This is a genomic window from Oculatella sp. LEGE 06141 (genome assembly GCF_015207605.1).
Classification (GTDB): Bacteria; Cyanobacteriota; Cyanobacteriia; order Elainellales; family Elainellaceae; genus Oculatella.
Map to the genome: position 1 here is coordinate 247118 of NZ_JADEWO010000002.1, position 22008 is coordinate 269125.

Here is a 22008-nt window from a genome sequence, read left to right on the forward strand (position 1 = left end):
CAACGAGTGCGAGCCTTGATAACACAGGGTCGGTACCAAATGAACAACAAATTGGGTACCCCACACAGAACCAGATTTAAGTATCCCGACCGCCTTTACCCCGCTTCGACGACTTACGGCGACGCCGGACAATTAGCGCATTGCTCTGTTTGTTGCGCTTACGCGTCTTTTTCCCCAAAGCTGGCTTGCCCCAGGGCGTGACAGGCCCCGACCGACCAATGGGTGCGCGACCCTCTCCACCACCGTGGGGGTGGTCAACCGGGTTCATCACGCTCCCTCTAACTTCCGGTCTTCGCCCTAACCAGCGCTTGCGACCTGCTTTTCCAAGGCTTGTATTTCGGACATCCGCGTTGCCAACTTGCCCAATCGTGGCATAGCATTCGCGGCGAATTAGCCGAACTTCTCCAGACGGAAGTTTGAGAGAAACAAAGTTTCCTTCTTTCGCAACCACCTGCGCTGATGCACCTGCCGCCCGCACAATCTGGCCACCCCGTCCGGGAACCAGCTCAACGTTGTGAACCGAAGTTCCTAGCGGAATGTTGCTTAAAGGAAGGGCATTGCCAACTTCATACGGCGAGTTTGGCCCGGAGATCACCGATGTGCCCACTGCCAAGCCAGCGGGATGAAGAATATACCGTTTTTCCCCATCCTGATAGTGCAACAGTGCAATTCGTGCGTTTCGGTTGGGATCGTATTCGACCGCTGCTACCTTGGCCGGAATATTGTGCTTATTGCGATAAAAATCGATGATGCGATAAAGCCGCTTGTGCCCACCACCACGATGGCGACAGGTAATCACACCACGGTTGTTTCGCCCCTTGGGGTTGTGTGACGAACGAACAAGTGACTTTTCTGGCTCAGTTTTGGTGATTTCGCTGAAGTCAGAAACGCTACGTTCGCGGGTACCAGGTGTATACGGACGGTAATTACGGATAGGCATGGCTCAAAACTCTAGGTTGCACTGCGTCAGCGGTTAGCGAAGCAATTAGTCAAAACTACACTTCGGGGAATAGGGTGATGGAATCGCCCGGAGCTAAAGTCACTACAGCTCGCTTATATTGAGGTTTGTGTCCAAGGAATTTGCCAATTCGCCGAGTTTTGCGGGGCGGTTTGTGCGTATTCACCTGAATCACTTTGACATCAAATAGCTCTTCAATAGCGGCCTTGATATCTGGCTTTGTTGCATTGGGGGCAACTTCAAAGGTGTACTTGTTCTCTTCTAACAAAACAGTTGCTTTCTCTGTCACCAGAGGACGGCGCACCAAGTCTGCTAGAGCACGGGGATCAACCTTAGTCACCGTAGACCTCCTGAATTTTCTCGATAGCGGAAGCGGTTACTACAAGTTTGTCGGCCGCTAAGATGTCAAATATGTTCAGATTGTGAGCAGAGAGCATCCTGAGCTTGCTAACGTTCCGTGCAGAGAGGTAGACGTTTTGATCTCGGTCAGAGACAATTAGCAACACTTTTTCGCCCGGTTCGACGCCCCAACGGGACATAGCACCGAGAAGTTCTTTTGTCTTGGGTCGAGAAAACTGCTCTGCAAAATCGGCAACGACTACCAGGTCATCTACACGGCTCTGAAACGCAGTTCGCAACGCCAAACGCCGCTCTTTTCGGTTCATTTTGACGGAGTAGTCTCTTGGCTTGGGGCCAAAGATAACACCGCCACCTCGCCATAGCGGTGAGCGGTTAGAACCAGCACGTGCCCGACCCGTACCTTTCTGTCTCCAGGGCTTACGTCCACCCCCTCTAACTTCAGCGCGGGTTTTAGCCGATGCGGTGCCCTGACGAGCATTGTTCATTTGGCGGACTAATGCCCGATGAACAACATGGGCAGCGCTCTCTTCCTTTGCAATTCGCAACTCCAGGGAAGCTGTGCCTGCTTCGGCTCCTTGCCAATCTCGAATGACGCAATCAACCATCGTTATATCTCCCAATATGCACGGGCTTTGATCACAAGTTCTGTTAGTCAACTCCAGCCTTGATTCCTGGCCCAAACTCAAGTTTCTATACTTTTGCGCGGCCTACCAGTTTCGCAGGCGTGATACTGATTAGAGCACCTGGCTTCCCAGGAACTGCTCCTCTAATTAATAGGAGATTGCGATCGACATCGACCCGCACTACCGTCAACTTCCGAGTGGTTACCTGGGTGCCGCCTAACCGACCCGCCATTCGTTTGCCGGGATAGACGCGACCTGGGGTTGTACCCGCACCTGTGGAACCGGGAAGACGGTGGTTCTTTGAACCGTGCGCCATCGGACCACGCTTGAAGTTGTGACGCTTCTGATAACCAGCAAATCCACGACCGATGCTAGTACCTGTGACATCAATAATTTGACCCGCTTCAAACGCATCAGCTTTGAGCTGTTGACCCAGTTCAAAACTGCTTGAGTCTTCAACACGATATTCGTGCAGATGTCTTAACGGGGGCGATTCGGTTTTGGCAAGATGGCCTAGCTCCGGTTTGTTGAGAGCTTTAGCAGATACCTGACCGTAACCAACCTGTATGGCAGTATAGCCGTCAGTTTTGGTGGTTTTGATTTGAGTGATGGTACATGGCCCTGCCTGAACGACCGTAACAGGAATAGCCTTTCCTGTTTCGTCAAACACTTGAGTCATGCCAAGTTTCGTGCCGAGAATTCCAACAGACACAGTAACGAGTCTCCCTTGTTTTTTACAAGCCGCAAAGGAGCCGGGCTGCGATCGCCTCGCTAGCCCATCGTGCTCCAATGACTCCTATTCACAGAAACCGACTTACGAACACCTATTTGCGTTACCTACAAACAAGCGCTTGAAAGCCAAAACCTCTCAAATCAGCTTGAAGGTCAAAAACCGTTCGTCTAGCGCTGGTGCTGCTTCGGTCGCCGGGACTTGAACAAAAAACTCGTTCAGTATCCCACAGGTACACTTGAAGTCTTAATCTGATGCAAGGTTCAAGCAACGTTTGCTCTCACAAGCGAGTTGCCTCTGAACGGTTTGGGTAGCTCCGACGGTTATGTCAGCCCAAGACTGCCCTGAGAGGCGTTGCCCGATTTCAGAAAAAACCGTTACTTCCTAACTTGATTTAGGGTAAGCAACAAGCGTCCTGATTTTGGCGGCAGTTATCTATCATAAACAAAGAATACAGACTTGTCTAGTGCAAATCCTAGTCAAGTTTGTAGCCTTGTCTGGAAGCCTCTGCCATTGTGGCACAAAATTTCGCAGTCGGGGAGATTTCGTTAGAGTTAGATTTGGACGTTGATGAGCGATCGCGCGGTCATTATAATAATCGAGAAAATCGAGAATTAGCCGAATTGAGAATGAGTCGAGACTTGAGGCAGGTTTTGCGTTTATCTACAGCCTGCTGGGTCAAAGTTCGATGATAAATTACATAGATATGGTTAAGGCAGGAGATTCATGGCACTCATCACAACGGGTAAGACATTCATCCGAGACTTGGAAGCGGCTGGTGCTTTAGGGGTATTTGTGCCACTAGAAGGTGGGCATGAGGGGCGTTATCAGCGTCGCTTACGGGCGGCCGGATATGACGTCCTTCACATCACAGCGAAAGGATTGGGCGATGTTTCTGCCTATTTAATGGATGTGCATGGAGTGCGTCCACCGCACCTGGGTAAGAAAGATACAGGACGGGGTGCCGCTGTTGGCTATCGTTACTATCTTCCACCCGTGGCTAAGTATCGTGTTGAGCAGTTAACCCCGAAGATGAAGGGCGTAGCCATCTGGCTGATTGAAGGCAACATCCTGGCTCGTCACGAACTGGAATATTTGAGCACCCTGTCTGAGATTGAGCCTCGCATCAAAGTGGTGATCGAAATGGGAGGCGATCGCAGCTTTACCTGGAAACCGCTGAAAACTATTGTGGCGGCTGCTTAATGTTGTTATGACTGATTCGTTGACAGAATAGCATTTAGCGTTTGTTGGTCTGAATTTGGAATTTGGCTCTTCTCCATTGAAGACAGTGGAAAGCTTCACAATACAACTTAGTACCCCGGTGGGGAATTCAACGGATGAATTTAGGTTGCTACTGTGATTGTGGTCATCGTTGTTTATGTTGGTTACTAAACCTATGAGCCAAAAAGATTTTAATCCCCCTCGTCGCGGCAAACCCAGACGCATTGAAGCGGGTGGTACTCGAGCCAGAGAGGAGCAGGGATCATTCCCAATTGATCCCAACAAGCCCATTGATCCAACTCAACCAAACAACGGTTTATAAACCGCAAGTTAATGTCGATTCAATAAGTGGGCTGCGATCGGTCTACTCACTGCCTCAGCCAACTAGCAATGTATTTCAGGCTGACTGTGTCCCTGCGAGTGTAGGACTGGGTGATCTCTGTATGGTTGAAGTAATGCCAACCTTCAACCATACAGAGCCAAAAGATGCGCTAATCGACTCTGCTGGCTGGTTCTGAGGCAGAGTCCTGCTGGGGTACGTTGAACTTTATAAATAGCAGCCGACGGTTACAACTGGTTGAACCGTCGCAATGGTCTGCATTCGCCTTTTTTGCCCGTAAGAGAATCAACTTCTCTATTCTCTTATCCTCTGTCTCTCCGTTTGGGCATTGACCATCTCATTTCCCCGTGATTAAAGGCGATCGCGCGATTGGGGGCTACATCTAAGCAGCTTGGCTTTGTAGTACACTAAGTTAGTAGCGTTTGATCCTCGCTATTTCTTGAGTAACCCTCTAGCATAGAGGGGTGAACAATTTGTACCATCCCCTACAAGCTCTGAGGGAAGGGCACTGGTTCAAGTTAATTTGTGGAGCCAGTTTTCAGCACCTTCCTGCCGTTCGTAGTCTCACATTAGCGTATGCTTTGGCTGGAGCCGACTGTATTGATGTCGCTGCAAACCCTGCTGTAATCGCAACGGCTCAAGATGCGCTACACGTTGCAAGACGGCTGATGAACGCCGCCACGGCTCGCGGCTTTAGTACACCTGGCGTACCGCTGTTGATGGTGAGTTTGAACGATGGAGACGATCCGCATTTTCGCAAAGCGGAGTTTGATTCTACCATTTGTCCAGGCGATTGCCCCCGGCCATGTGAAACGATTTGTCCGGCACAAGCGATCGTTTTTGAGCGACCGGGTGACGGCTTTTCTGGCGTTTTGGACGATCGCTGCTACGGTTGTGGCCGCTGTTTACCCATTTGCCCAATTCAGCAGATCTCAACCCGCTCCTATGTTTCTACCCCGGCTGCGATCGCTCCACTCGTATTAGAGGGAGTTGATGCAGTTGAAATTCATACCCAGGTGGGGCGGCTTAATGATTTCAAACGGCTTTGGCAAGCCATTGTTCCGTGGGTCGATCGTCTTAAACTGATTGCGATTAGCTGCCCTGACGGTGAAGATTTAATTGACTATCTCTGGGCGCTTTATGACCTGATTTCGCCCTTACCCTGTCCTTTAATCTGGCAAACGGACGGCAGGCCGATGAGCGGTGATATTGGCCATGGAGCGACCCGTGCCACGGTGAAGCTGGGTCAGAAGGTTTTAGCGGCAGGGCTGCCAGGATATGTACAGTTAGCGGGAGGAACGAATCGTCATACTGTAGATAAACTCAGGTCAATGGGGTTGCTGACTCATATCAACCCTGCTGCTCAACCAGGTTCCTTTCAGTACGCTGCCCCTGCAACTCAGCGAACCCGCTACATCTCTGGCGTTGCGTATGGCAGCTATGCTCGTGTTCTGTTGTCTCCGTTATTAGGGCAGCTAGAAGCTCGAAACGATCAAGGCGATGCTGATGCCTTAACAGTGTTGTCTTTGGAGGCGGTTCCGTCTATTCCATCCCATCTGGAGCACTGTGTTGATACCTCAACCATTCATATCCCGGTTCGGTCGATCGCCCTGGAAGACCACCCTGACTTGCTTTGGCAAACCGTGAGTCTTGCCGATTCCCTCGTATCTCAACTTAAATCTCCCATGAACACACCTGATATTCCTGTCCATGTTTGATGTTGGGACATTGTAAGGAGCCATTATTTCTGTGGCTCTTTGGGTTCCCTCCACGGCTTAGTAGTGTTTCCTGCATTTTTTATTAACCTAAGATTGCTCATGACGTTTAGCGGCAACCATTCATTTAGCAAATCAAACGATTTCGCAGCGTCTAATTTGAACACCAATTCAAACCAGGAAAATCCGGCCACTTTACAGGTCACAGACGATTTAAGCCAGTTGTTGGATATTCTACCCGGTGAAATTCGTCTTCGTTTAGACCAACACTCTAGAAAGAACAATTTGGTCGAAGTTGTGATGGATCTGGGCCGTCGTCCAGAAGCCCGGTTTCCCGATGGCGCAGAGTATCTTTCGGAGGTGCCTGTCACCCATGCTGACCTGGAGTACTGCATTGAGCGCATTGGTCTATTTAGCGGCGACAACCGTGCCGGAATTGAGCAAACGCTGCACCGAATCAGTGCCATTCGCAACCGTGTGGGTGAGGTAATTGGATTAACATGCCGGGTGGGGCGAGCCATCTTTGGCACAATTGGCATGATTCGGGATCTGGTTGAAACCGGGCAGTCTATTCTGATGCTGGGCCGTCCAGGTGTTGGTAAAACGACGGCACTGCGCGAAATTGCTCGCGTACTCGCTGATGAGCTGAACAAACGAGTCGTGATCATTGATACCTCTAATGAAATTGCAGGAGATGGGGATATTCCTCACCCTGCCATTGGTCGGGCGCGACGAATGCAGGTTGCCCGACCCGAACTGCAACACCAGGTGATGATTGAGGCGGTGGAAAACCACATGCCAGAGGTCATTGTTATCGATGAGATTGGCACGGAGTTGGAGGCATTAGCTGCTCGGACGATCGCCGAACGAGGCGTTCAACTAGTGGGTACAGCACACGGCAACCGGATCGAAAACCTGATTAAAAACCCAACGCTATCGGATCTAGTGGGCGGTATTCAATCGGTGACGTTAGGAGATGAAGAAGCTCGCCGTCGCGGTAGCCAGAAGAGTGTTTTAGAACGGAAAGCGCCTCCCACCTTTGACATTGCGGTTGAAATGTTGGAGCGGCAGAAATGGGTCGTGCATGACAATGTATCCGATACCGTTGATCTGCTGTTGCGAGGACGGCAACCCAATCCTCAGGTGAGGACGGTAAGCGATACGGGCGAGGTGAGTATTACTCATGAGGTAGCCAAACCAGCATCGGCTATGGCATCGGGACGGTCAGTCAACCCCCTGGCAGCCAGCAATGTATCTCGTAACGGCGGCTGGCGATCGTCTGGACAAATGTCTCCTTTACCGTCCTATCGCCGTACAGAGTTGGGCGATCGCTCGTTGGCTGAGCCTGCTCATCAACCTAGTTCGGAGCGTCAGTACTTTGACCAACTGTTGAACGAGTCGTTTGATGGCACGCTGGCTCAGATCAACTCTACTTTTGCAGCACCGCCATCCACAGGGCCGAATGGCGAAGACCTGCCGCTGCATGTTTATCCATATGCCATCAGCCGTCATCAAATTGAGCAGGTGATCCGAACCTTGAATTTGCCCATTGTGCTGACGAAGGACATTGACAGCGCAGATTCAGTGCTGGCGCTGCGATCGCATCTTAGAAACCATTCCAAGCTGCGTCATCTAGCAAAAAACCGTCAAATTCCAATTCATGCGGTGAAATCAAATAGCACGCCCCAAATCGTTCGGGCACTTCAGCGCATTTTACACATGGATGATCTTGGCGTTGATTCACCTATTGATCTCAGCCTATTCTCGCGAAATGGTGATGAGGATGAGATCGAAGCGCTGGAAGAAGCTCGTTTGGCAGTGGAGCAGATTGTAATTCCCAAGGGACAACCAGTGGAATTGCTCCCCCGATCGGCCAAAGTGCGAAAGATGCAGCACGAATTAGTAGAGCACTATCGTTTGCAATCGTCTAGTTTTGGAGATGAACCAAATCGACGCTTACGGATTTATCCGGCTTAAACGGTTTGGGATTAAAGCAAGTGAATCACAAGTGAATTAGTAAAGGGGCACAACCATGTGCCCCTTTTGGTTAGAGATGCTCTTAGGTGCTCTACTTTCCTGAGCCATGTAATGAGGCTGTAGCGGTTGCTCTAGCAACATTCCATTGCCTTAACCGCAACCAAAGCATGGTTAAGACCACAAATTTTGGATGTGACTGTTCAATATTTGGATCTTAAGGGTACTTTAAGGATTAAACTATCTCCTAAGATAGATGCACTCTTTAAATCAAGGTTTTGGGCGATCGATGACGCAGCTTTCACCGATTCATGAGTGGGAACAACGTCGCTCAACAGCGACTAATCATCACAAACAGCGACAGTTTCAGGATTATTTAGCGCTTTCACAAGAGAACTTAAGGCTGGCAAGGACGATTGGCGATCGGCTTCGAGAAGGAAAGTCTCTTAATGATATCGGGTTAGCACACATGGGATTGTGGCAACCGCAGCAAGCGCTGGTCTTTTTCTATCAAGCGCTAACCATTGCTCAGGAATTAAGTGACCAACCGGGTGAAGCGGTCACCTTCAGCAATATTGGTTCTGCTTATCATCAGGCTGGGCAGCTCTCGCAAGCGCTGGTCTTTCTCAACCGAGCCGTACTCCTGTATCAGACGATCGGCGATCGGCCAGGAGAAGTCATGGCGCTCAACGATATGGCTTTGGTGTGTGCCCGTTTGGGAGAGCTAAAGCGAGCCTTGTTGCTGAACCATCAAATCCTGGCTGCTCGCAGACAACTGGATGATTTCTCTGGTGAAGCCGTAACGCTCAACAACATTGGGTTTATCTATAGTGCGTTAGGTCAGCCGGAACAGGCGTTAGAGTTGCTTCGACAGGCGCTGCAAATGCACCAGGCTGCCAAAAATAGCGAGGCTGAAGCAATGGTTCTTAATAACATTGCTTCCATCTATCGCGATTTAGAGCAGCCGAAGCAAGCCTTGATTTTATACAACCAGGTGCTGCTTGCCTGGAAAGACCTGGGCGATCGCCTCAATGAAGCCTTAACGCTCAATCATATTGGTTGTGCCTATAGCGTCCTGAACGACGTTAAACAAGCATTGAAGCATTACAACCAGGCCATCGTAATTTACCGCGAGTTGGGTAATCGGTCGGGTGAAATTACAGCCTTGCTCAACATCGGCAATATTTACCTTGCTATCCATCAGCGGGATTGGGCACACTCATTCTTTATCTCGGCTCAAAAACTGGTGCCCTTCATTGACGATCCTGCCTTGGCTCAGCAGGTTCAGGGGCTGGTTGACGCGTCTGCCGATTACTGAGGGAGAAAACCTATTGCCCATCTCTCACCTTTTGTACAAAGAGGGGCGATCGCTCACAATGCCAGAATAGGTAATCGGCTATTCGAGGCGCTTGCGACCCTCCTCGCTTCCAACACTATTGCAAGCAACAGATTCTTCAAGGAACCTGTGGGATAGTGACAGGGAAACGCTAGAACTCATTGATGATCTGCTTGAAACCAGCACCCTGGAAGGTTGGGCTAATTTTAACCGTTGGCATCCTTTCCGCATCCACGGCTGCTATCTTCATTCGTTTAGCACTAGACGCAGCAGAGGTGCAAGGAGTGGGGTTTAGCTTAGTACTGGCCTCATTGCGTCTGAGTTTAGCCGCTCTGTTTCTGCTGCCTGCCTGGAAAAACTTTCACCCAACCCAATTACGGCGGCAGGCTCCTCTTTACTCGGTGGCTGCCGGGGTCTTTTTAGCTGCCCATTTTGCAACCTGGATTACGTCACTGTCCTATACGTCGATCGCAGCCTCGACAACGCTAGTGACCACCAACCCCATCTGGGTGGCTCTGCTGTCCTGGCTATGGCTGAAGGAACGGCCAACGCTGATTACCGCTAGCGGCATTGGGATAACGTTAGCGGGAGGACTCCTGATCGGGCTGGTAGGGACCGGGACAGAAACAGCCGGCAGTAATCCGTTTTTGGGTAACGCCCTGGCGTTGGTAGGCGCACTAACTGTGAGCCTTTACTTTGTGTTGGGACGAGAAGCTCAACGGCAAGGGATGAGCATTGGTCATCACGTAGCGCTGACCTACACAACGGCGGCTTTAATATTGTTGCCGTTGCCCCTGCTATTTCAAACGAGCTATATCGGCCATAGCCGTACGGTTTATCTGTATATTTTGCTCATGGCCGTCTTTCCGCAACTGATTGGGCATACCAGCTTTAACTGGGCAGTGCGCTGGATTTCACCCACGTTAGTGACGCTAGTGATTTTGGCAGAACCTGTTGGATCTAGCATTCTTGGATTCATCGTTTTTCGAGAAAACCCAGGCTTTGTTGTACTGGTGGGTGCGATCGTGATTTTAACGGGCGTTGCGATCGCAGCGTTTGGCACACGATCGCCTGCTCGGACATAAATTGAAGGGGCACAGCATAGCTGTACCCCCATTCAGTTGTAACTATTGATGGTGAGTGACCAATGGTGTATCAGAACTGCACGATTAGACGGTCGCTAGTTTGGGTTCTGAACGCTTGCTGTTACGAATGCCTTCGATCGCCTCAGCATAATCCTTAGCCTTGAACACAGCCGAACCTGCCACGATCGCATTTGCGCCTGCTTCTAAAACCTGCCAGGTATTTCCCGCTTTCAACCCTCCGTCTACTTCAATCCAGGGATCTAAGCCGCGCTCGTCACACATCTGCCGCAACTTTTGAATTTTGGGCACCATAGACGGAATGAAGCTTTGACCACCAAAACCGGGGTTAACACTCATAATCAGAATCAGATCACACAGATCAAGCACATACTCAATCATGTCTAACGACGTACCTGGATTGAGTACAACCCCTGCGACTTTGCCTAACTCTTTGATTTGACCAAGAGTGCGGTGCAGGTGAGGAGAGGCATTGTGTTCCACATGAACGGTAATATGATCCGCTCCGGCTTTAGCAAAATCCTCAACGTACTTTTCAGGTTCCACAATCATCAGGTGGACATCAAGGGGTTTTTGAGTCAGGGGACGGATGGCTTCCACAATTAGCGGGCCAATGGTGATATTCGGCACAAAACGGCCATCCATCACATCCACATGAATCCAATCTGCACCAGCTTGGTCAACTGCTTTGATTTCTTCCCCCAGACGACTGAAATCTGCTGATAGGATAGATGGAGCAACAACGATTGGTTTTCGAGATAGGCTTTGGGTCATGGCTTGAGATCTCTCCTCCTGCGTCCTGTCTTGTAACCTTAAGTTTAACAATAAGGTGTTCCTCGCGCTTGACCCTTCGATCCCCAGGGCATCGTTCCTTCATTCAAAATTTATGTGGAGATATGTCCATGTCTCAGCGACAGATGGCTAAACGTTTGGTGTGGTGGTTTGGAGGGATTAGCCTCTCTTTAATTACAGTTCCAGCGATAGCCCTGGTTAATTCAGTTGGAGAGGCGGGCATTGATGCACGCAGGCTTCACCAAGAGCCTTATAACTTGACCGGACGTAAGATTGCGATCGGCCAAGTGGAAATCGGTCGCCCTGGCCGGTTTGGCCTAGATAAAGCCTCTGCAAACAACCTGGTTGTGAAAGTGGCGCAGCTTTTCTTTCGAGACGGCCCTGCTCGCCCTAACGACCTGGTTGATGGTCATGCGACTAATGTTGCCAGCGTGATGATCAGCACCGACAAGTATCTAACTGGTGTAGCTCCCGATGCCATGCTGTTTTCATCGGCTGTTGGCATGGTGCGGCGCAGCGGTCAACCGCAGGAATGTCTGGCTTCACAGACGGTCGCATTACAAAACGGGGAAGACGTTCGGGCGACGAATTTTAGTTTTGGCGAATCGCTGGTGCAAGATCCGCGTCCCAATGCGGTGTTGGATGGAAATGCGCTGTTAACCCAATGTGTTGATTGGTCCGCTTCTGTTCACGATGTACTGTATGTGATCGCGGGTAATCAAGGGCGAGGCGGCATTCCGATTCCAACTGATAACTTTAATGGGGTCAACGTTGCTAATTCGACTCAGGTAGATGGCAAGTTTGTCAAAGTCGATTTCTCCAATTTGGGTAGTGATGCGGGGTTAATTGTTGGCCGCTCCCCGGAGACTGAGAGCAATGTCGGTGCTCGTCGCTCCATTAGTTTGGTTGCACCTGGTACGAATTTAGAGATGATCAACCCAGATGGCACCATGACTCGCGCCACGGGTACGAGTTTTTCTGCACCGCATGTAACAGCCTCTGTAGCATTGCTTCAAGAGTATGGCGATCGCCAACTGCGGACTCAGCAAGCCAATTGGAGCCTTGATTCTCGCCGACATGAAGTCACCAAAGCCGTCTTGATGAACTCGGCAGACAAAATCGAAGATGCTGGAGATGGGCTGCGGTTGGGCATGACTAGAACGGTTGTCACCCAAAACAATCGCAGTTGGCTTGATTCTGATGCGTATAGCGATCGCAGCATTCCGCTGGATAACCAGCTTGGAACCGGACACCTCAACGTCATGCGGGCATATGAGCAGTTCAGCCCCGGCCAGTGGAATCCGGAGTCCCCTGTGCCTGCTGTGGGTTGGGATTACCGGACGGTGGGTACAACGGATGCAGCGCCACGCTATCGAGATTATGTGTTTGAACAGCCTCTTCAGGGCGGTAGCTTTGTCGCCGCAACGCTGGCCTGGGATCGTAAAGTGACCTTGCAGGATCAGAATCAAAACAAGCTGTTTGAAGTAGAAGAGACGTTTGCAGATCAAGGTCTCAACAATTTAGATATCTATTTAATGCGGGCTGAGGATAATGATACGGGCAACAGCATTTGGTCTTCTGTTAGCCAGGTAGACAGCACCGAACATATTTTTCATGCTGTACCTGAAACCGGACGATACAAAATTCGAGTGGTGTATCGCGATCGTGCTAACGACCCCAGCCAGCCCTACGCACTAGCATGGTGGACGCTGCCTGCCCGCTAACTAAAACAGGTGGCTCCATTCTCCATCCCAACAGTGGTTGTCTTGCCATTCTCTGCCGGACTGATGGCAGTCTGTTTCGGTTTGAATCCAGGGAACAATGGTTGGATGAACCTCAGATGATTTCTGGGAACGCAGAGTGGTTTGTGAACGAGACGAGGTACCAAAGAAGGCCGCCGTACCCAACAGCAACAGGCCAGCCATAACACCCGCCAGGAGACGAGGTTGGCGAAGTTGTCCTGCGCGAATTCGTTGGCGCGATCGTTTTTCTGAGCCTGCCAGGAAGACTAGATAAAACCCTCGTTCTGGAAAGGGAATAGAAAGCCGGATGTCTACCGTGTGAGACTTCCACTTGAGCTGGTGGATGGCTAGCTTGAGTGCTTCAAGTTGATAGGGAGTGAAGGTTGCCGCAGCCTCCGGTGCAATACGAGCAATCATTTTCTCAAACAAGGGATCAGTTTTTGTCGAAGCAGTCATACGTTCAGCCTGTGGCTAAGGGGGTTAAATAATGGTTTGGATGGTAGAGCCCCTTCGTCAGAATCTTTTTGACGGCGATTCTGTTTTGCCATATGTGGACAGACTTGAGCCGCTTCCTGTTGCTGTTGGATGACACGGCACATAAGGGCGACCTGATTACAATCCTATTGAAACCGCTGATCAGCGTAAATTTCCTCTGGAGAATTGCCTAATTCTGGTCTGGATCTGCTCAGCCTTACTGAGGAAGTCTCTGAAGGCTTCCTCGTATGCTTATGGCTCTACTTCATAGCTTTTTAACGCCATATCAGCAGCTCGCAACGATTCCAGTGTTGCTCAATGCTCAAAAAATCAAGTTGGATGAACCTACGGAACGTCCGGCTGGGGATGAGAAGGTGATATAACCCGATGAGCTGGCTCTGGGGGTTAGTTGCTAAAACCGTAACCTTAATGCTCCTGGTCTTTTGTGATGCCATCGTGAGAGTAATCGGATCAATGAGGTGAGGATCAATGAACAGACAAAGGCTAAGCTGCTTGAGCCTGCTTCTGTCAATCAGCATTGGCACCCTGGGACTGCTCAACTCCCTATCGACACAACAGACTCAAGCTACCGCTCACCCTCAACTTCAGGTATCCACTGAGGAGACTCAAGTAATGGCTCAAATTCGACCAGATGAGGTGGACTCTAGACTGGTTGCTGCCAACACTCGGTTTGGCTTCAATTTGTTCGCGCAGACCGTACAGCAAGAACCTGACAGCAATGTATTAATTTCTCCTTCCAGTGTGGCGATCGCGCTGGCAATGGCCTATAACGGTGCGAACGGAGAAACCCAACAGGCAATGGCGAACGCTCTGGAGTTGCAGGACATTTCCCTGGAGGAGCTAAACCAAGCCAATGCTGCACTAAAGCGATCTCTAGAAACTGCTGATCCGGCTGTGAAACTGGCGATCGCCAACTCGCTTTGGGTTAGAGAAGATGTCTCCTTTAGTCCAGAATTTTTGCAGCGGAACCGAGACTTCTATGAAGCGGAGGTGGAGTCGCTAGCTTTTAGCAATCCGAGTGCGCCCCAGCGCATCAATGCCTGGGTCGATCAACAGACCGAAGGCAAAATCCCTGAAATTATTGACAGCATTAATCCAGATGACATCCTGTTCTTGATTAATGCCATTTACTTTAAAGGAACATGGTCTCAAGCTTTTAATCCGAATGCCACAGTCGATCGCCCCTTTCAACTGGTAGATGGTTCTCAGAAGCAACATCCTATGATGGTGCAGCGACAGACGTATCGCTACCTCGAAACGGCGCAATTTCAAGCGGTGAGTTTGCCATATGGTGATGGACGACTCAGTATGTATGTGTTCCTGCCCAACCAAAACAGCGATTTAGGAGCGTTCTATAACCAGTTGACTGCCGAGAATTGGGACGAGTGGATGCGGCAATTTAACACGCAACCAGGCTCGCTACAACTGCCCCGCTTTAAGGTGGAATACAGTGCTACCTTGAACAACGTTCTCTCTGAATTGGGCATGAATACCGCATTTGAACCAACACGGGCAGATTTTTCCGGGATTAGTGCTGCAAGTACCTACATCAGCCGCGTTCAGCATAAGACGTTTATGGAAGTCAATGAGGAAGGGACGGAAGCCGCGGCAGTGACCTCGATTGCGATGGTTGCTATGTCCGCACCCTCGGAACAGCCGTTTCAAATGGTGGTCGATCGCCCATTTTTCTATGCGATTCGAGATAACCAAACCGCCACCATTCTATTTATGGGGTCAATGGTCAATCCAGACATTTGAAGACGCGAACCGCCTGGGTGATGCCAGAGAATTGTTCAGCGTTGTGAACAAATTTTTGATACAAACCTGGAAAATTCTTGAGATTTGTAGAGTATAGTGCGATATTCCAGAAGAATTCATCGAAAGTGCATTTAGTCATTTAGCAGAGAAACCGTGCGACACGTGGCACAAAACACCGTGAGAGTGTGGTGCAGGTGCCACTATTCCGGGAAGTCTAACTCATGTCTCTATGGCCTTATCCAGCTATGAAAAGCGTAGATCCCTTTGAAAACAAAGATGTTGAGCATTTGCAGATCTTCATTTACCTGATCCCAGTGATCGGGTTTTTTCCGGCCATTTGGACGCTGTATCGCCACAATGGTAGCCGCGCCCAACGGGTCGCCAGTCGCTTAGCCGTGACACTGGCGCTGGGATGGATTTTGGGGTACTTCTTGCTAGGGGTTGGTGCCCACGCTACTGATGGCCAGACCCTTCGGCTACTCATTGTCAGTAGCTTACTCACATCGGGCTATTTTTTAGCGAATATCTGGCTCATGGTGCGGTTATGGCAGCGTAAATCTCTCTGGCTTCCCGGAGTGAGTTCGTTGAGCAGTCGCCTGCCTTAGCGGGTTACACCCATCGTGGTGAATGGCGAACGGTGTAGAAGACGATACACCGCTGGCTCACATCAAAGTTGAATACCATTGCAGACGGCCTGACCATCTTCTCTGAGATAACCCGGAATTAATCTGGGAGCCGTTGAAGTTATAGGAAAAGAAAGTAGAATCTGAGCGAAATAGAAGGATTTGGTTGACAGCAGGGTGAATTCTAGCAACAAACCGTCTATAGTGTCTCCAGTTTCCGTTGTTGTCGGCTCTAGTGCGTGTTGAGGAAGTTTGTGGTACCCCCAAAAGTTTCTAATCTGCGTCCGATTTCACCGCAACCTCCCCGTCAATCACCCAAGTCCAAAAAGCTGCGGTGGATGTGGATGATGTTAGGGTTAGGCGGTGTGGCAGTGGCATCAGCAACCGCAGGTGCGTTGCTTGCCGTGTCGATCGCCAGCACGCCATTATTACAAAGCGATCTGACGGCTGAAGAGGCGGAGGTGTTTAATCAGGGCGATCGCATTTCGACTGGAATGAACTTTCGTCTGCCGCAATTGACGCGCCCCGTCAACATTTTGGTGTTGGGAATTAAAGTCATCAGTGCCGATCTGGAAGAGCCTCCTGATGAGGTAAGAGACCTGGGGTATCATGCTCTGGTCAATTCGTTTGAAGGTCTCTCAGATACGATGCTGCTGCTGCGCTTCGATCCGCAGAGTAAGCATCTGGCCGTGCTTTCGATTCCGCGAGATACTCGAACCTGGGTAGATGGGGTTGGCACCACCAAGCTGAACGAAGCCAATGTGTATGGAGGGCCAGCATTGACGGCAACCGCCACCAGTGAATTGCTAGATGGGGTGAGCATCGATCGCTACATTCGGATCAATGTGCAAGGGGTAGAAAAGCTAATTGATGCCCTGGGCGGTGTCAAAGTCTATGTGCCTCAAGACATGAAGTATACCGATGAAAGTCAACATCTCTACATTGACTTGAAAGAGGGAGAGCAGCAGCTCAATGGCGACCAGGCGATGCAGTTTCTTCGCTTTCGCTATGACCAGAACGGCGACATTGGTCGAGTTCAGCGGCAGCAGATGTTAATGAGATCGCTATTAGAGCAGGCGTTGAACCCGGCTACGATCGCCCGAGCGCCTCAAATTCTTTCTGTGATTCAATCCAACGTGGATACTAATTTGAGTGTTGAGGAACTGCTGGCCTTGGTGGGCTTTGCGTCTCAAACCAATCGCTCGAATGTGCAAATGCTGATGGTGCCTGGAGACTTTAGCTCTCCCAGTGAATTTGAGCTGAGCTACTGGCTGCCCAACCACGATCGCATCTCGGAAATGATGAATCGCTATTTTGATATTGGCACAACCTATGCCTATGACGATCGCTCTACCTACTCAGATTATCTAAGGGTGGCTATTCAAGACAGCACTGACGATGCAGATGCCGTTGACCACCTGATTGGCACGCTACACGATCAGGGATATGGCAATGTTTATGTCGCTAATCCCTGGCAAGAGCGGCTAACTGTAACGCGGATTATTGCCCAGCAAGGTGATAGTGAAAGTGCGGAAGCGATTCGCCAGGCACTGGGGTTCGGCGAAGTCCGGATTGAAAGTACTGGTAGCCTGCGCTCTGATATCACGATTCAGTTAGGGCAAGACTGGCTCCGCCAAGAAGCGGGAAGTCTCTACTGACGTTTCGACCAAGGATGGTGAACAACCTGCAACGTTGCAGCGTCCCTACCGGGTCAGTTACACCTGACTGAATGGACGATTCCAAGCCTGCTCGCGTGACCAACTGCATCCGTTTACGTACTACTGACCGAACTCTCGGCGCAAGCGATAAATGATGGTGTTTGGATCGACCTGATTGAAAATCTCTTGAATTACGGTGTTGGCTCCTTGTGGCCCCCAGGTACAGCCCTGCTCTAAATAAATCTGAGCCGCTTTGCCAACCCGATACGATCCATAGCCTGCCAGACTGGCCTGGGCGATCGCCGCGCCTCCATAGGCCATTAAGCCAGTTGGGTCAACGCTTCCGGCCACCGCCGAAGCGCTTTTGCCGACCCCCAGCAGCAGCGTGCTTCCCAGCTCTCCTAACAGTAATCCGCCTGAGCTAAGCAGAATGCTTTTCAACAGTTTCCCTGCTTCATAACGCGTCATCGGCAGACCATAAAGCTTTGCCAACGAGCGAATCATCGCTAAATCGGTAACCGCCCCACCGACCAGGTCAAGCACCGCGATGGGATTGGCCGCAATCGCGATCGCTTTCCATCGGGCAAATTGCCAAATCAGTTCTTCTGCCTCAGTGTGATGAAGTTTGAGGGATTTGTGGGCGATCGCCGCTTCTGTTTCTCTGGCCTGACGCAGCGCATTGAGTGCCGACAGCGACTTGCCTTCTCGGTGCAAAATCGTGAGCAGCAGTTGCCGCAGTTCTTCTACCTGCGGCGGCGGCGTTTCCCACTCGTACTCCACTCGTCCATCGGCATATTCGACGCGAACCTCTAGTGGAGCTGGCTCTGCGGCGACCATCACAATGTCATCTGGGGCAAGCAGTGGGCGGGTGTGGTCGGTGTTTTTGGCAAAGAGCGTTTGTAATTTTCGGTAGATCGTCTGTTTGTCTTGATCGGGATAGAGGTCAATCTTGTTAAAAACCAAAATTAGCGGTTTGTGGGTCGCTTGCAGTTCCGCCAGGGCTCGGTATTCGGTTCGAGTCATATCACCTGCGATCACAAACAGAATTAAATCCGCCTGATCGACGACTTCACGGGCGATCGACTCTCTCACTTGTCCACCAATTTCATCCAACCCCGGCGTATCAATTAGCTCGACCTGCATGGTGTTTCCAGCAATCGTGGGAAACCAGCAGACCGAGCGCGGATATTGGGTAACGCCATTAATCGGGCCGGTTTGCAGAATTTTTTGCCCCAGAAGCGCGTTCAATACCGCCGACTTGCCCCGACTGACTAACCCAAACACTGCAATTCGCAACAGGTTATGATTGAGCTTCTCTAACGCATCTGACAGTTGATCTAAATCGTGTTTTAAGCCAGCCTGCAACGCAACCGTGGCCGCACTCCGTTTGGGCGATCGCAACTGTTGGGTATAGCGGTTGACGGTTTGCCTCAGGCTAATACGAGCACGATTAAAATGAGCGTCCTGATAGTGAAACCGCGACAAACCGGGGCGCTGTCGAGCGTCCGTTTTAGTGTCAGGTGGCGGAACGTGATTCAAGTCGGCCTAAACCAATGAACGTCAGTTCTATTCTCGCTTATCAGAAAGCGAGTTGAAGCAGCCTGATTTGGTGAGGGAACCCTGTTTTCCGACTGGCTTCTCCTATCCCTACGCCACTACTGCTGGAACCAGGCACTTAGGGCGATCGCCAACGCATCGGCAGCATCGTCGGGCTTCGGAATTTTGTCTAGATTCAATTCTCGCATAACGGCTTCCTGCACCTCATGCTTATCGGCATTACCATACCCTGTCAGCGCCTGTTTGACCTGAGCCGGAGTGAATTCAACAAATGGCAGTTTATGTTGCGCTAACACCAGCATGACGATGCCGCGTGCCTGAGCCACCAGAATCGTATTGCCCATGCGATAAAAAAACAGCTTTTCGATCGCAACTAGATCCGGCTGAACATGCTCTAGCAAGCCATGCAGATCGTTGTAGATGATATTGAGGCGATCGCCCACTTCCGTATGAGCCGGAGTTTGAATCACGCCAAAATCCAGGACATCTACCTGAGCTGGCGATCGTCCCAACGAAGACTGACAGGCGATCGCCCCAAATCCCAGAATGGCAAACCCTGGATCTAAGCCTAAAATGCGCTTTTCCATGCAAAACGAGACGAGATTAAGGGTCGGTTGACCGTTTCAACCCATTGCATTTATTGATCGTTTGTTCAACCCTAACCCTGCAACCCGCAACTCTCCCGATTTGGGTTACATCGCTACCGCATTCCAATCCGCTGACCAGCACCGTTGGTTTGGGTGGATGTATCTTCAGCCAGACCAAATACCTGACCAAACACTTTCTCAACCTTGTAACCCGAATCGATAGACTCTAGCGGGTCTTTGCGGAGACGATGACGCAAACAAAGCACCACCACCCGCCGAATATCATCTACCGTAACCTCTGTGCGTCCTTCAAAGGCAGCCAGTGCCTTGGCGGCTCGGTTGATGACTAAATCGCCTCGCAACCCGTCCACATCTAGCTCGGAACAAACTTGAGAGATTTTGACGCGCAGGTCGTAATCGATCGCCACCGTCTTCAGCCGGGTCTGGGCATCTACCAGCCGTTGCTGTAGCTCAACCTGCTGAGGCTCGTGTTTTTCTAAAAAGAGGGCTGGTTCCTGGTCAAAGGTCGATCGCTGCTCCACAATTTCAACGCGCAAAGCCGGGTCTTTGACCGTGCGAATTTCAGCGTGCATGCCAAAGCGATCGAGCAACTGGGGGCGCAGTTCCCCTTCCTCTGGGTTGCCGGAACCTACCAGCACAAACCGAGCCGGGTGGCGAATCGAGATGCCTTCTCGTTCCACCGTGTTCCATCCCGATGCCGCAGAATCTAACAGCACGTCAACCAGGTGATCATCCAACAGGTTGACCTCATCGACATAGAGAATGCCGCGATTGGCCTTAGCCAGCAACCCCGGTTCAAACGCTTTAACCCCTTCTGCCAGGGCTTTTTCAATATCGATCGTGCCGCACACCCGGTCTTCTGTTGCACCCAGGGGCAGATCCACCATCTGCACTTTGCGCTTGGCCAGGGGAAGCGACTCCCCCTGTTCTAGCCGTTGTTTAATCTCATCGCTCATCAAGTCAGAATCGCTGGGATGACTGTTAAACGGATCGTCCGCAACAACTTCAATCTCTGGCAGCAGATCGGCTAATGCGCGAATTGTGGTGGATTTGCCGGTGCCGCGATCGCCCATGATCATCACTCCACCGATCTTGGGATCAATTACGTTTAGCAGCAATGCCAGTTTCATTTCTTCCTGGCCGACAATTGCCGTAAACGGAAAAACCGCCCGACGAGCAAAGACAGTAGGGGATGAGGCTGAGGCAGTAGGACTCACGGAATTACCTGGAATACTAACAAAACATTAATGACTGTTTCTCATTTTGACATACTGTGAGGATCTAAACTTGAGCAACTTTGGCAGGTGAACCCATCCGTATCATCCTGGATTTGGATGCTTCACTCCGCGACATTCACGTTTAGAATGCCCTTATCGAGTCAACTTTCTGGATTATGGTAAGTCAGGCTTCAATCCCAGTTGTAATCAACGGTGCAGCAGGCAAAATGGGGCGCGAGGTGGTCAAAGCGGTCGCCCAGGCGGAAGACATGAACCTCATTGGTGCGATCGATCGCAATCCTGCTCTAGTTGGTAAAGACATCGGCGAGGTGGCAGGCTGTGGCGAACTGGAAATTCCCGTGTTGCCTGATCTGGAAGCCACGCTGGCAATGGCAGCTCAAGAAAAACAGCTCCCGGTAATGGTGGATTTTACCCATCCCGATTCGGTGTATGAAAATGTGCGATCGGCGATCGCCTATGGCGTGCGTCCGGTCATCGGCACCACCGGGCTCAGTCCCGAGCAGATTCAAGAGCTAGCCGACTTTGCGGATAAAGCCAGCACCGGATGTTTAATTATTCCCAATTTCTCAATTGGTATGGTGCTGTTACAACAGGCGGCTGCGCGAGCGTCCCAGTATTTTGACCATGTTGAAATCATCGAATTGCATCACAACCAGAAAGCCGATGCCCCCAGCGGTACGGCTATCCAAACCGCGCAACTGTTGGAAGAGTTTGGCAAGCCATACAATCCACCCAGGGTGAACGAAACTGAAAAGATGTCAGGGGCGCGAGGAACCTGCACCGAAAACGGCATTCGCATTCATAGCATCCGGCTTCCCGGTCTGATTGCCCATCAGGAAGTGATCTTTGGCGCTCCGGGAGAGATTTATACTCTGCGTCACGATACGAGCGATCGCGCCTGTTATATGCCTGGAGTCTTGCTAGCCATTCGTAAGGTGCTGCAACTCAAGACACTGATGTATGGCTTGGACAAAATTTTGTGATTCAGCGGGTCGTCCATCTCCCAGCCGTTTGCTGACTATTTCTGCCCTAGCCGCCCATTGCTGGTTCATCAACCCGGTTTCTTTGGCACCAGAAGGCAAAATGGTTAAAAAAATTGCCTGACCCTAAAAGCCCCCAGGGTCAGGCAGTTCACCTGTAAGGACGCTTTCCTAACCAGAAAGGCAAAGACAACTTA

At 50.7% G+C, this 22008-nt stretch carries 22 protein-coding genes; 13 read left to right on the top strand and 9 right to left on the bottom strand.

Annotation, left to right across the window (positions count from 1 at the left end):
• Positions 1-76: 76 nt before the first annotated feature.
• From rplB to rplC, 4 genes are all read right to left on the bottom strand, one after another.
• Complete coding sequence (gene rplB / locus IQ268_RS02735; RefSeq protein ID WP_193875297.1) at positions 77-940, bottom strand: 50S ribosomal protein L2; 864 nt, start codon at positions 938-940, stop codon at positions 77-79.
• A 55-nt stretch (positions 941-995) separates the two neighbouring features.
• Complete coding sequence (locus tag IQ268_RS02740) at positions 996-1298, bottom strand: 50S ribosomal protein L23 (RefSeq protein ID WP_193875299.1); 303 nt, start codon at positions 1296-1298, stop codon at positions 996-998.
• Positions 1291-1923, bottom strand: coding sequence for a 50S ribosomal protein L4 (gene rplD, locus IQ268_RS02745; protein WP_193875301.1), 633 nt, complete (start codon positions 1921-1923; stop codon positions 1291-1293). Before rplD ends, IQ268_RS02740 begins: the two co-directional genes overlap by 8 nt.
• An 85-nt stretch (positions 1924-2008) precedes the next feature.
• On the bottom strand, positions 2009-2653 hold the full coding sequence (gene rplC / locus IQ268_RS02750) for a 50S ribosomal protein L3 (protein ID WP_193875304.1): 645 nt from the start codon (positions 2651-2653) through the stop codon (positions 2009-2011).
• A 744-nt stretch (positions 2654-3397) separates the two neighbouring features.
• On the opposite strand from rplC, the gene ndhN reads away from it, so the two are divergent.
• The 6 genes from ndhN (at position 3398) to IQ268_RS02780 (ending at position 10342) form a co-directional block, all read left to right on the top strand.
• A complete protein-coding gene (gene ndhN, locus IQ268_RS02755) occupies positions 3398-3874 on the top strand; it encodes an NAD(P)H-quinone oxidoreductase subunit N (protein WP_193875314.1) in 477 nt (158 codons plus the stop codon).
• Positions 3875-4067: 193 nt separating this feature from the next.
• Positions 4068-4214 carry a hypothetical protein gene (locus IQ268_RS02760; protein WP_193875316.1) on the top strand — a complete coding sequence of 49 codons (147 nt, stop codon included), beginning with the start codon at positions 4068-4070 and terminating at the stop codon, positions 4212-4214.
• Between the two features lie 482 nt (positions 4215-4696).
• Positions 4697-5950, top strand: a complete 1254-nt coding sequence (ldpA, locus tag IQ268_RS02765; protein WP_193875318.1) for a circadian clock protein LdpA — start codon at positions 4697-4699, stop codon at positions 5948-5950.
• A 156-nt stretch (positions 5951-6106) separates the two neighbouring features.
• Positions 6107-7924, top strand: a complete 1818-nt coding sequence (locus tag IQ268_RS02770) for a R3H domain-containing nucleic acid-binding protein (RefSeq protein ID WP_339383401.1) — start codon at positions 6107-6109, stop codon at positions 7922-7924.
• Between the two features lie 253 nt (positions 7925-8177).
• Positions 8178-9239, top strand: a complete 1062-nt coding sequence (locus IQ268_RS02775; RefSeq protein ID WP_228035012.1) for a tetratricopeptide repeat protein — start codon at positions 8178-8180, stop codon at positions 9237-9239.
• 182 nt (positions 9240-9421) lie between these two features.
• Entirely contained in the window at positions 9422-10342 is a 921-nt protein-coding gene (locus IQ268_RS02780; RefSeq protein WP_193875322.1) for a DMT family transporter, read from the top strand.
• 84 nt (positions 10343-10426) lie between these two features.
• On the opposite strand, the gene rpe is transcribed toward IQ268_RS02780, so the two are convergent.
• Entirely contained in the window at positions 10427-11134 is a 708-nt protein-coding gene (gene rpe, locus IQ268_RS02785) for a ribulose-phosphate 3-epimerase (RefSeq protein WP_193875324.1), read from the bottom strand.
• 128 nt (positions 11135-11262) lie between these two features.
• Between rpe and IQ268_RS02790 the strand changes: the two genes are divergently transcribed.
• Positions 11263-12876, top strand: coding sequence for a S8 family serine peptidase (locus IQ268_RS02790; protein WP_228035013.1), 1614 nt, complete (start codon positions 11263-11265; stop codon positions 12874-12876).
• Here the strand turns inward: IQ268_RS02790 and IQ268_RS02795 are convergent, their stop codons facing one another.
• Positions 12877-13350: a hypothetical protein gene (locus tag IQ268_RS02795; RefSeq protein ID WP_193875326.1), complete on the bottom strand. Its 474-nt coding sequence runs from the start codon at positions 13348-13350 to the stop codon at positions 12877-12879. It lies immediately after the preceding gene.
• Positions 13351-13622: 272 nt separating this feature from the next.
• Here IQ268_RS02795 and IQ268_RS32715 point away from each other — a divergent pair, with 272 nt between their 5' ends.
• The 4 genes from IQ268_RS32715 to IQ268_RS02810 all read left to right on the top strand — a co-directional run bounded on the left by IQ268_RS32715 (position 13623) and on the right by IQ268_RS02810 (position 17428).
• Complete coding sequence (locus IQ268_RS32715) at positions 13623-13751, top strand: hypothetical protein (RefSeq protein ID WP_255527134.1); 129 nt, start codon at positions 13623-13625, stop codon at positions 13749-13751.
• Between the two features lie 106 nt (positions 13752-13857).
• The gene (locus IQ268_RS02800) at positions 13858-15147 is read left to right on the top strand and encodes a serpin family protein (RefSeq protein WP_193875328.1); all 1290 of its coding nucleotides are present in this window, start codon (positions 13858-13860) and stop codon (positions 15145-15147) included.
• A 245-nt stretch (positions 15148-15392) separates the two neighbouring features.
• Complete coding sequence (locus IQ268_RS02805; protein ID WP_193875330.1) at positions 15393-15752, top strand: hypothetical protein; 360 nt, start codon at positions 15393-15395, stop codon at positions 15750-15752.
• Between the two features lie 272 nt (positions 15753-16024).
• Positions 16025-17428 carry an LCP family protein gene (locus IQ268_RS02810; protein ID WP_339383404.1) on the top strand — a complete coding sequence of 468 codons (1404 nt, stop codon included), beginning with the start codon at positions 16025-16027 and terminating at the stop codon, positions 17426-17428.
• 120 nt (positions 17429-17548) lie between these two features.
• On the opposite strand, the gene IQ268_RS02815 is transcribed toward IQ268_RS02810, so the two are convergent.
• The 3 genes from IQ268_RS02815 to bchI all read right to left on the bottom strand — a co-directional run bounded on the left by IQ268_RS02815 (position 17549) and on the right by bchI (position 20810).
• Entirely contained in the window at positions 17549-18913 is a 1365-nt protein-coding gene (locus IQ268_RS02815) for a GTP-binding protein (protein WP_193875412.1), read from the bottom strand.
• A 170-nt stretch (positions 18914-19083) separates the two neighbouring features.
• A complete protein-coding gene (gene ruvC / locus IQ268_RS02820) occupies positions 19084-19572 on the bottom strand; it encodes a crossover junction endodeoxyribonuclease RuvC (RefSeq protein WP_193875332.1) in 489 nt (162 codons plus the stop codon).
• Positions 19573-19685: 113 nt separating this feature from the next.
• On the bottom strand, positions 19686-20810 hold the full coding sequence (gene bchI, locus IQ268_RS02825; protein WP_193875334.1) for a magnesium chelatase ATPase subunit I: 1125 nt from the start codon (positions 20808-20810) through the stop codon (positions 19686-19688).
• A 176-nt stretch (positions 20811-20986) separates the two neighbouring features.
• Between bchI and dapB the strand changes: the two genes are divergently transcribed.
• Together dapB and IQ268_RS32030 are read left to right on the top strand one after the other, a co-directional pair.
• Positions 20987-21814, top strand: coding sequence for a 4-hydroxy-tetrahydrodipicolinate reductase (gene dapB / locus IQ268_RS02830; protein ID WP_193875336.1), 828 nt, complete (start codon positions 20987-20989; stop codon positions 21812-21814).
• The gene (locus IQ268_RS32030; protein ID WP_228035015.1) at positions 21792-21935 is read left to right on the top strand and encodes a hypothetical protein; all 144 of its coding nucleotides are present in this window, start codon (positions 21792-21794) and stop codon (positions 21933-21935) included. Before dapB ends, IQ268_RS32030 begins: the two co-directional genes overlap by 23 nt.
• Positions 21936-22008 lie beyond the last annotated feature (73 nt).

Excerpts from the sequence above, each read along its gene's own strand:
- rplB (WP_193875297.1), bottom strand. The coding sequence starts at position 940 with ATGCCTATCCGTAATTACCGTCCGTATACACCTGGTACCCGCGAACGT.
- rplD (WP_193875301.1), bottom strand. The coding sequence starts at position 1,923 with ATGGTTGATTGCGTCATTCGAGATTGGCAAGGAGCCGAAGCAGGCACA.
- ndhN (WP_193875314.1), top strand. The coding sequence starts at position 3,398 with ATGGCACTCATCACAACGGGTAAGACATTCATCCGAGACTTGGAAGCG.
- IQ268_RS02760 (WP_193875316.1), top strand. The coding sequence starts at position 4,068 with ATGAGCCAAAAAGATTTTAATCCCCCTCGTCGCGGCAAACCCAGACGC.
- IQ268_RS02775 (WP_228035012.1), top strand. The coding sequence starts at position 8,178 with ATGCACTCTTTAAATCAAGGTTTTGGGCGATCGATGACGCAGCTTTCA.
- IQ268_RS02780 (WP_193875322.1), top strand. The coding sequence starts at position 9,422 with ATGATCTGCTTGAAACCAGCACCCTGGAAGGTTGGGCTAATTTTAACC.
- rpe (WP_193875324.1), bottom strand. The coding sequence starts at position 11,134 with ATGACCCAAAGCCTATCTCGAAAACCAATCGTTGTTGCTCCATCTATC.
- IQ268_RS02790 (WP_228035013.1), top strand. The coding sequence starts at position 11,263 with ATGTCTCAGCGACAGATGGCTAAACGTTTGGTGTGGTGGTTTGGAGGG.
- IQ268_RS02795 (WP_193875326.1), bottom strand. The coding sequence starts at position 13,350 with ATGACTGCTTCGACAAAAACTGATCCCTTGTTTGAGAAAATGATTGCT.
- IQ268_RS32715 (WP_255527134.1), top strand. The coding sequence starts at position 13,623 with ATGGCTCTACTTCATAGCTTTTTAACGCCATATCAGCAGCTCGCAACG.
- IQ268_RS02800 (WP_193875328.1), top strand. The coding sequence starts at position 13,858 with ATGAACAGACAAAGGCTAAGCTGCTTGAGCCTGCTTCTGTCAATCAGC.
- IQ268_RS02805 (WP_193875330.1), top strand. The coding sequence starts at position 15,393 with ATGAAAAGCGTAGATCCCTTTGAAAACAAAGATGTTGAGCATTTGCAG.
- ruvC (WP_193875332.1), bottom strand. The coding sequence starts at position 19,572 with ATGGAAAAGCGCATTTTAGGCTTAGATCCAGGGTTTGCCATTCTGGGA.
- dapB (WP_193875336.1), top strand. The coding sequence starts at position 20,987 with ATGGTAAGTCAGGCTTCAATCCCAGTTGTAATCAACGGTGCAGCAGGC.
- IQ268_RS32030 (WP_228035015.1), top strand. The coding sequence starts at position 21,792 with ATGGCTTGGACAAAATTTTGTGATTCAGCGGGTCGTCCATCTCCCAGC.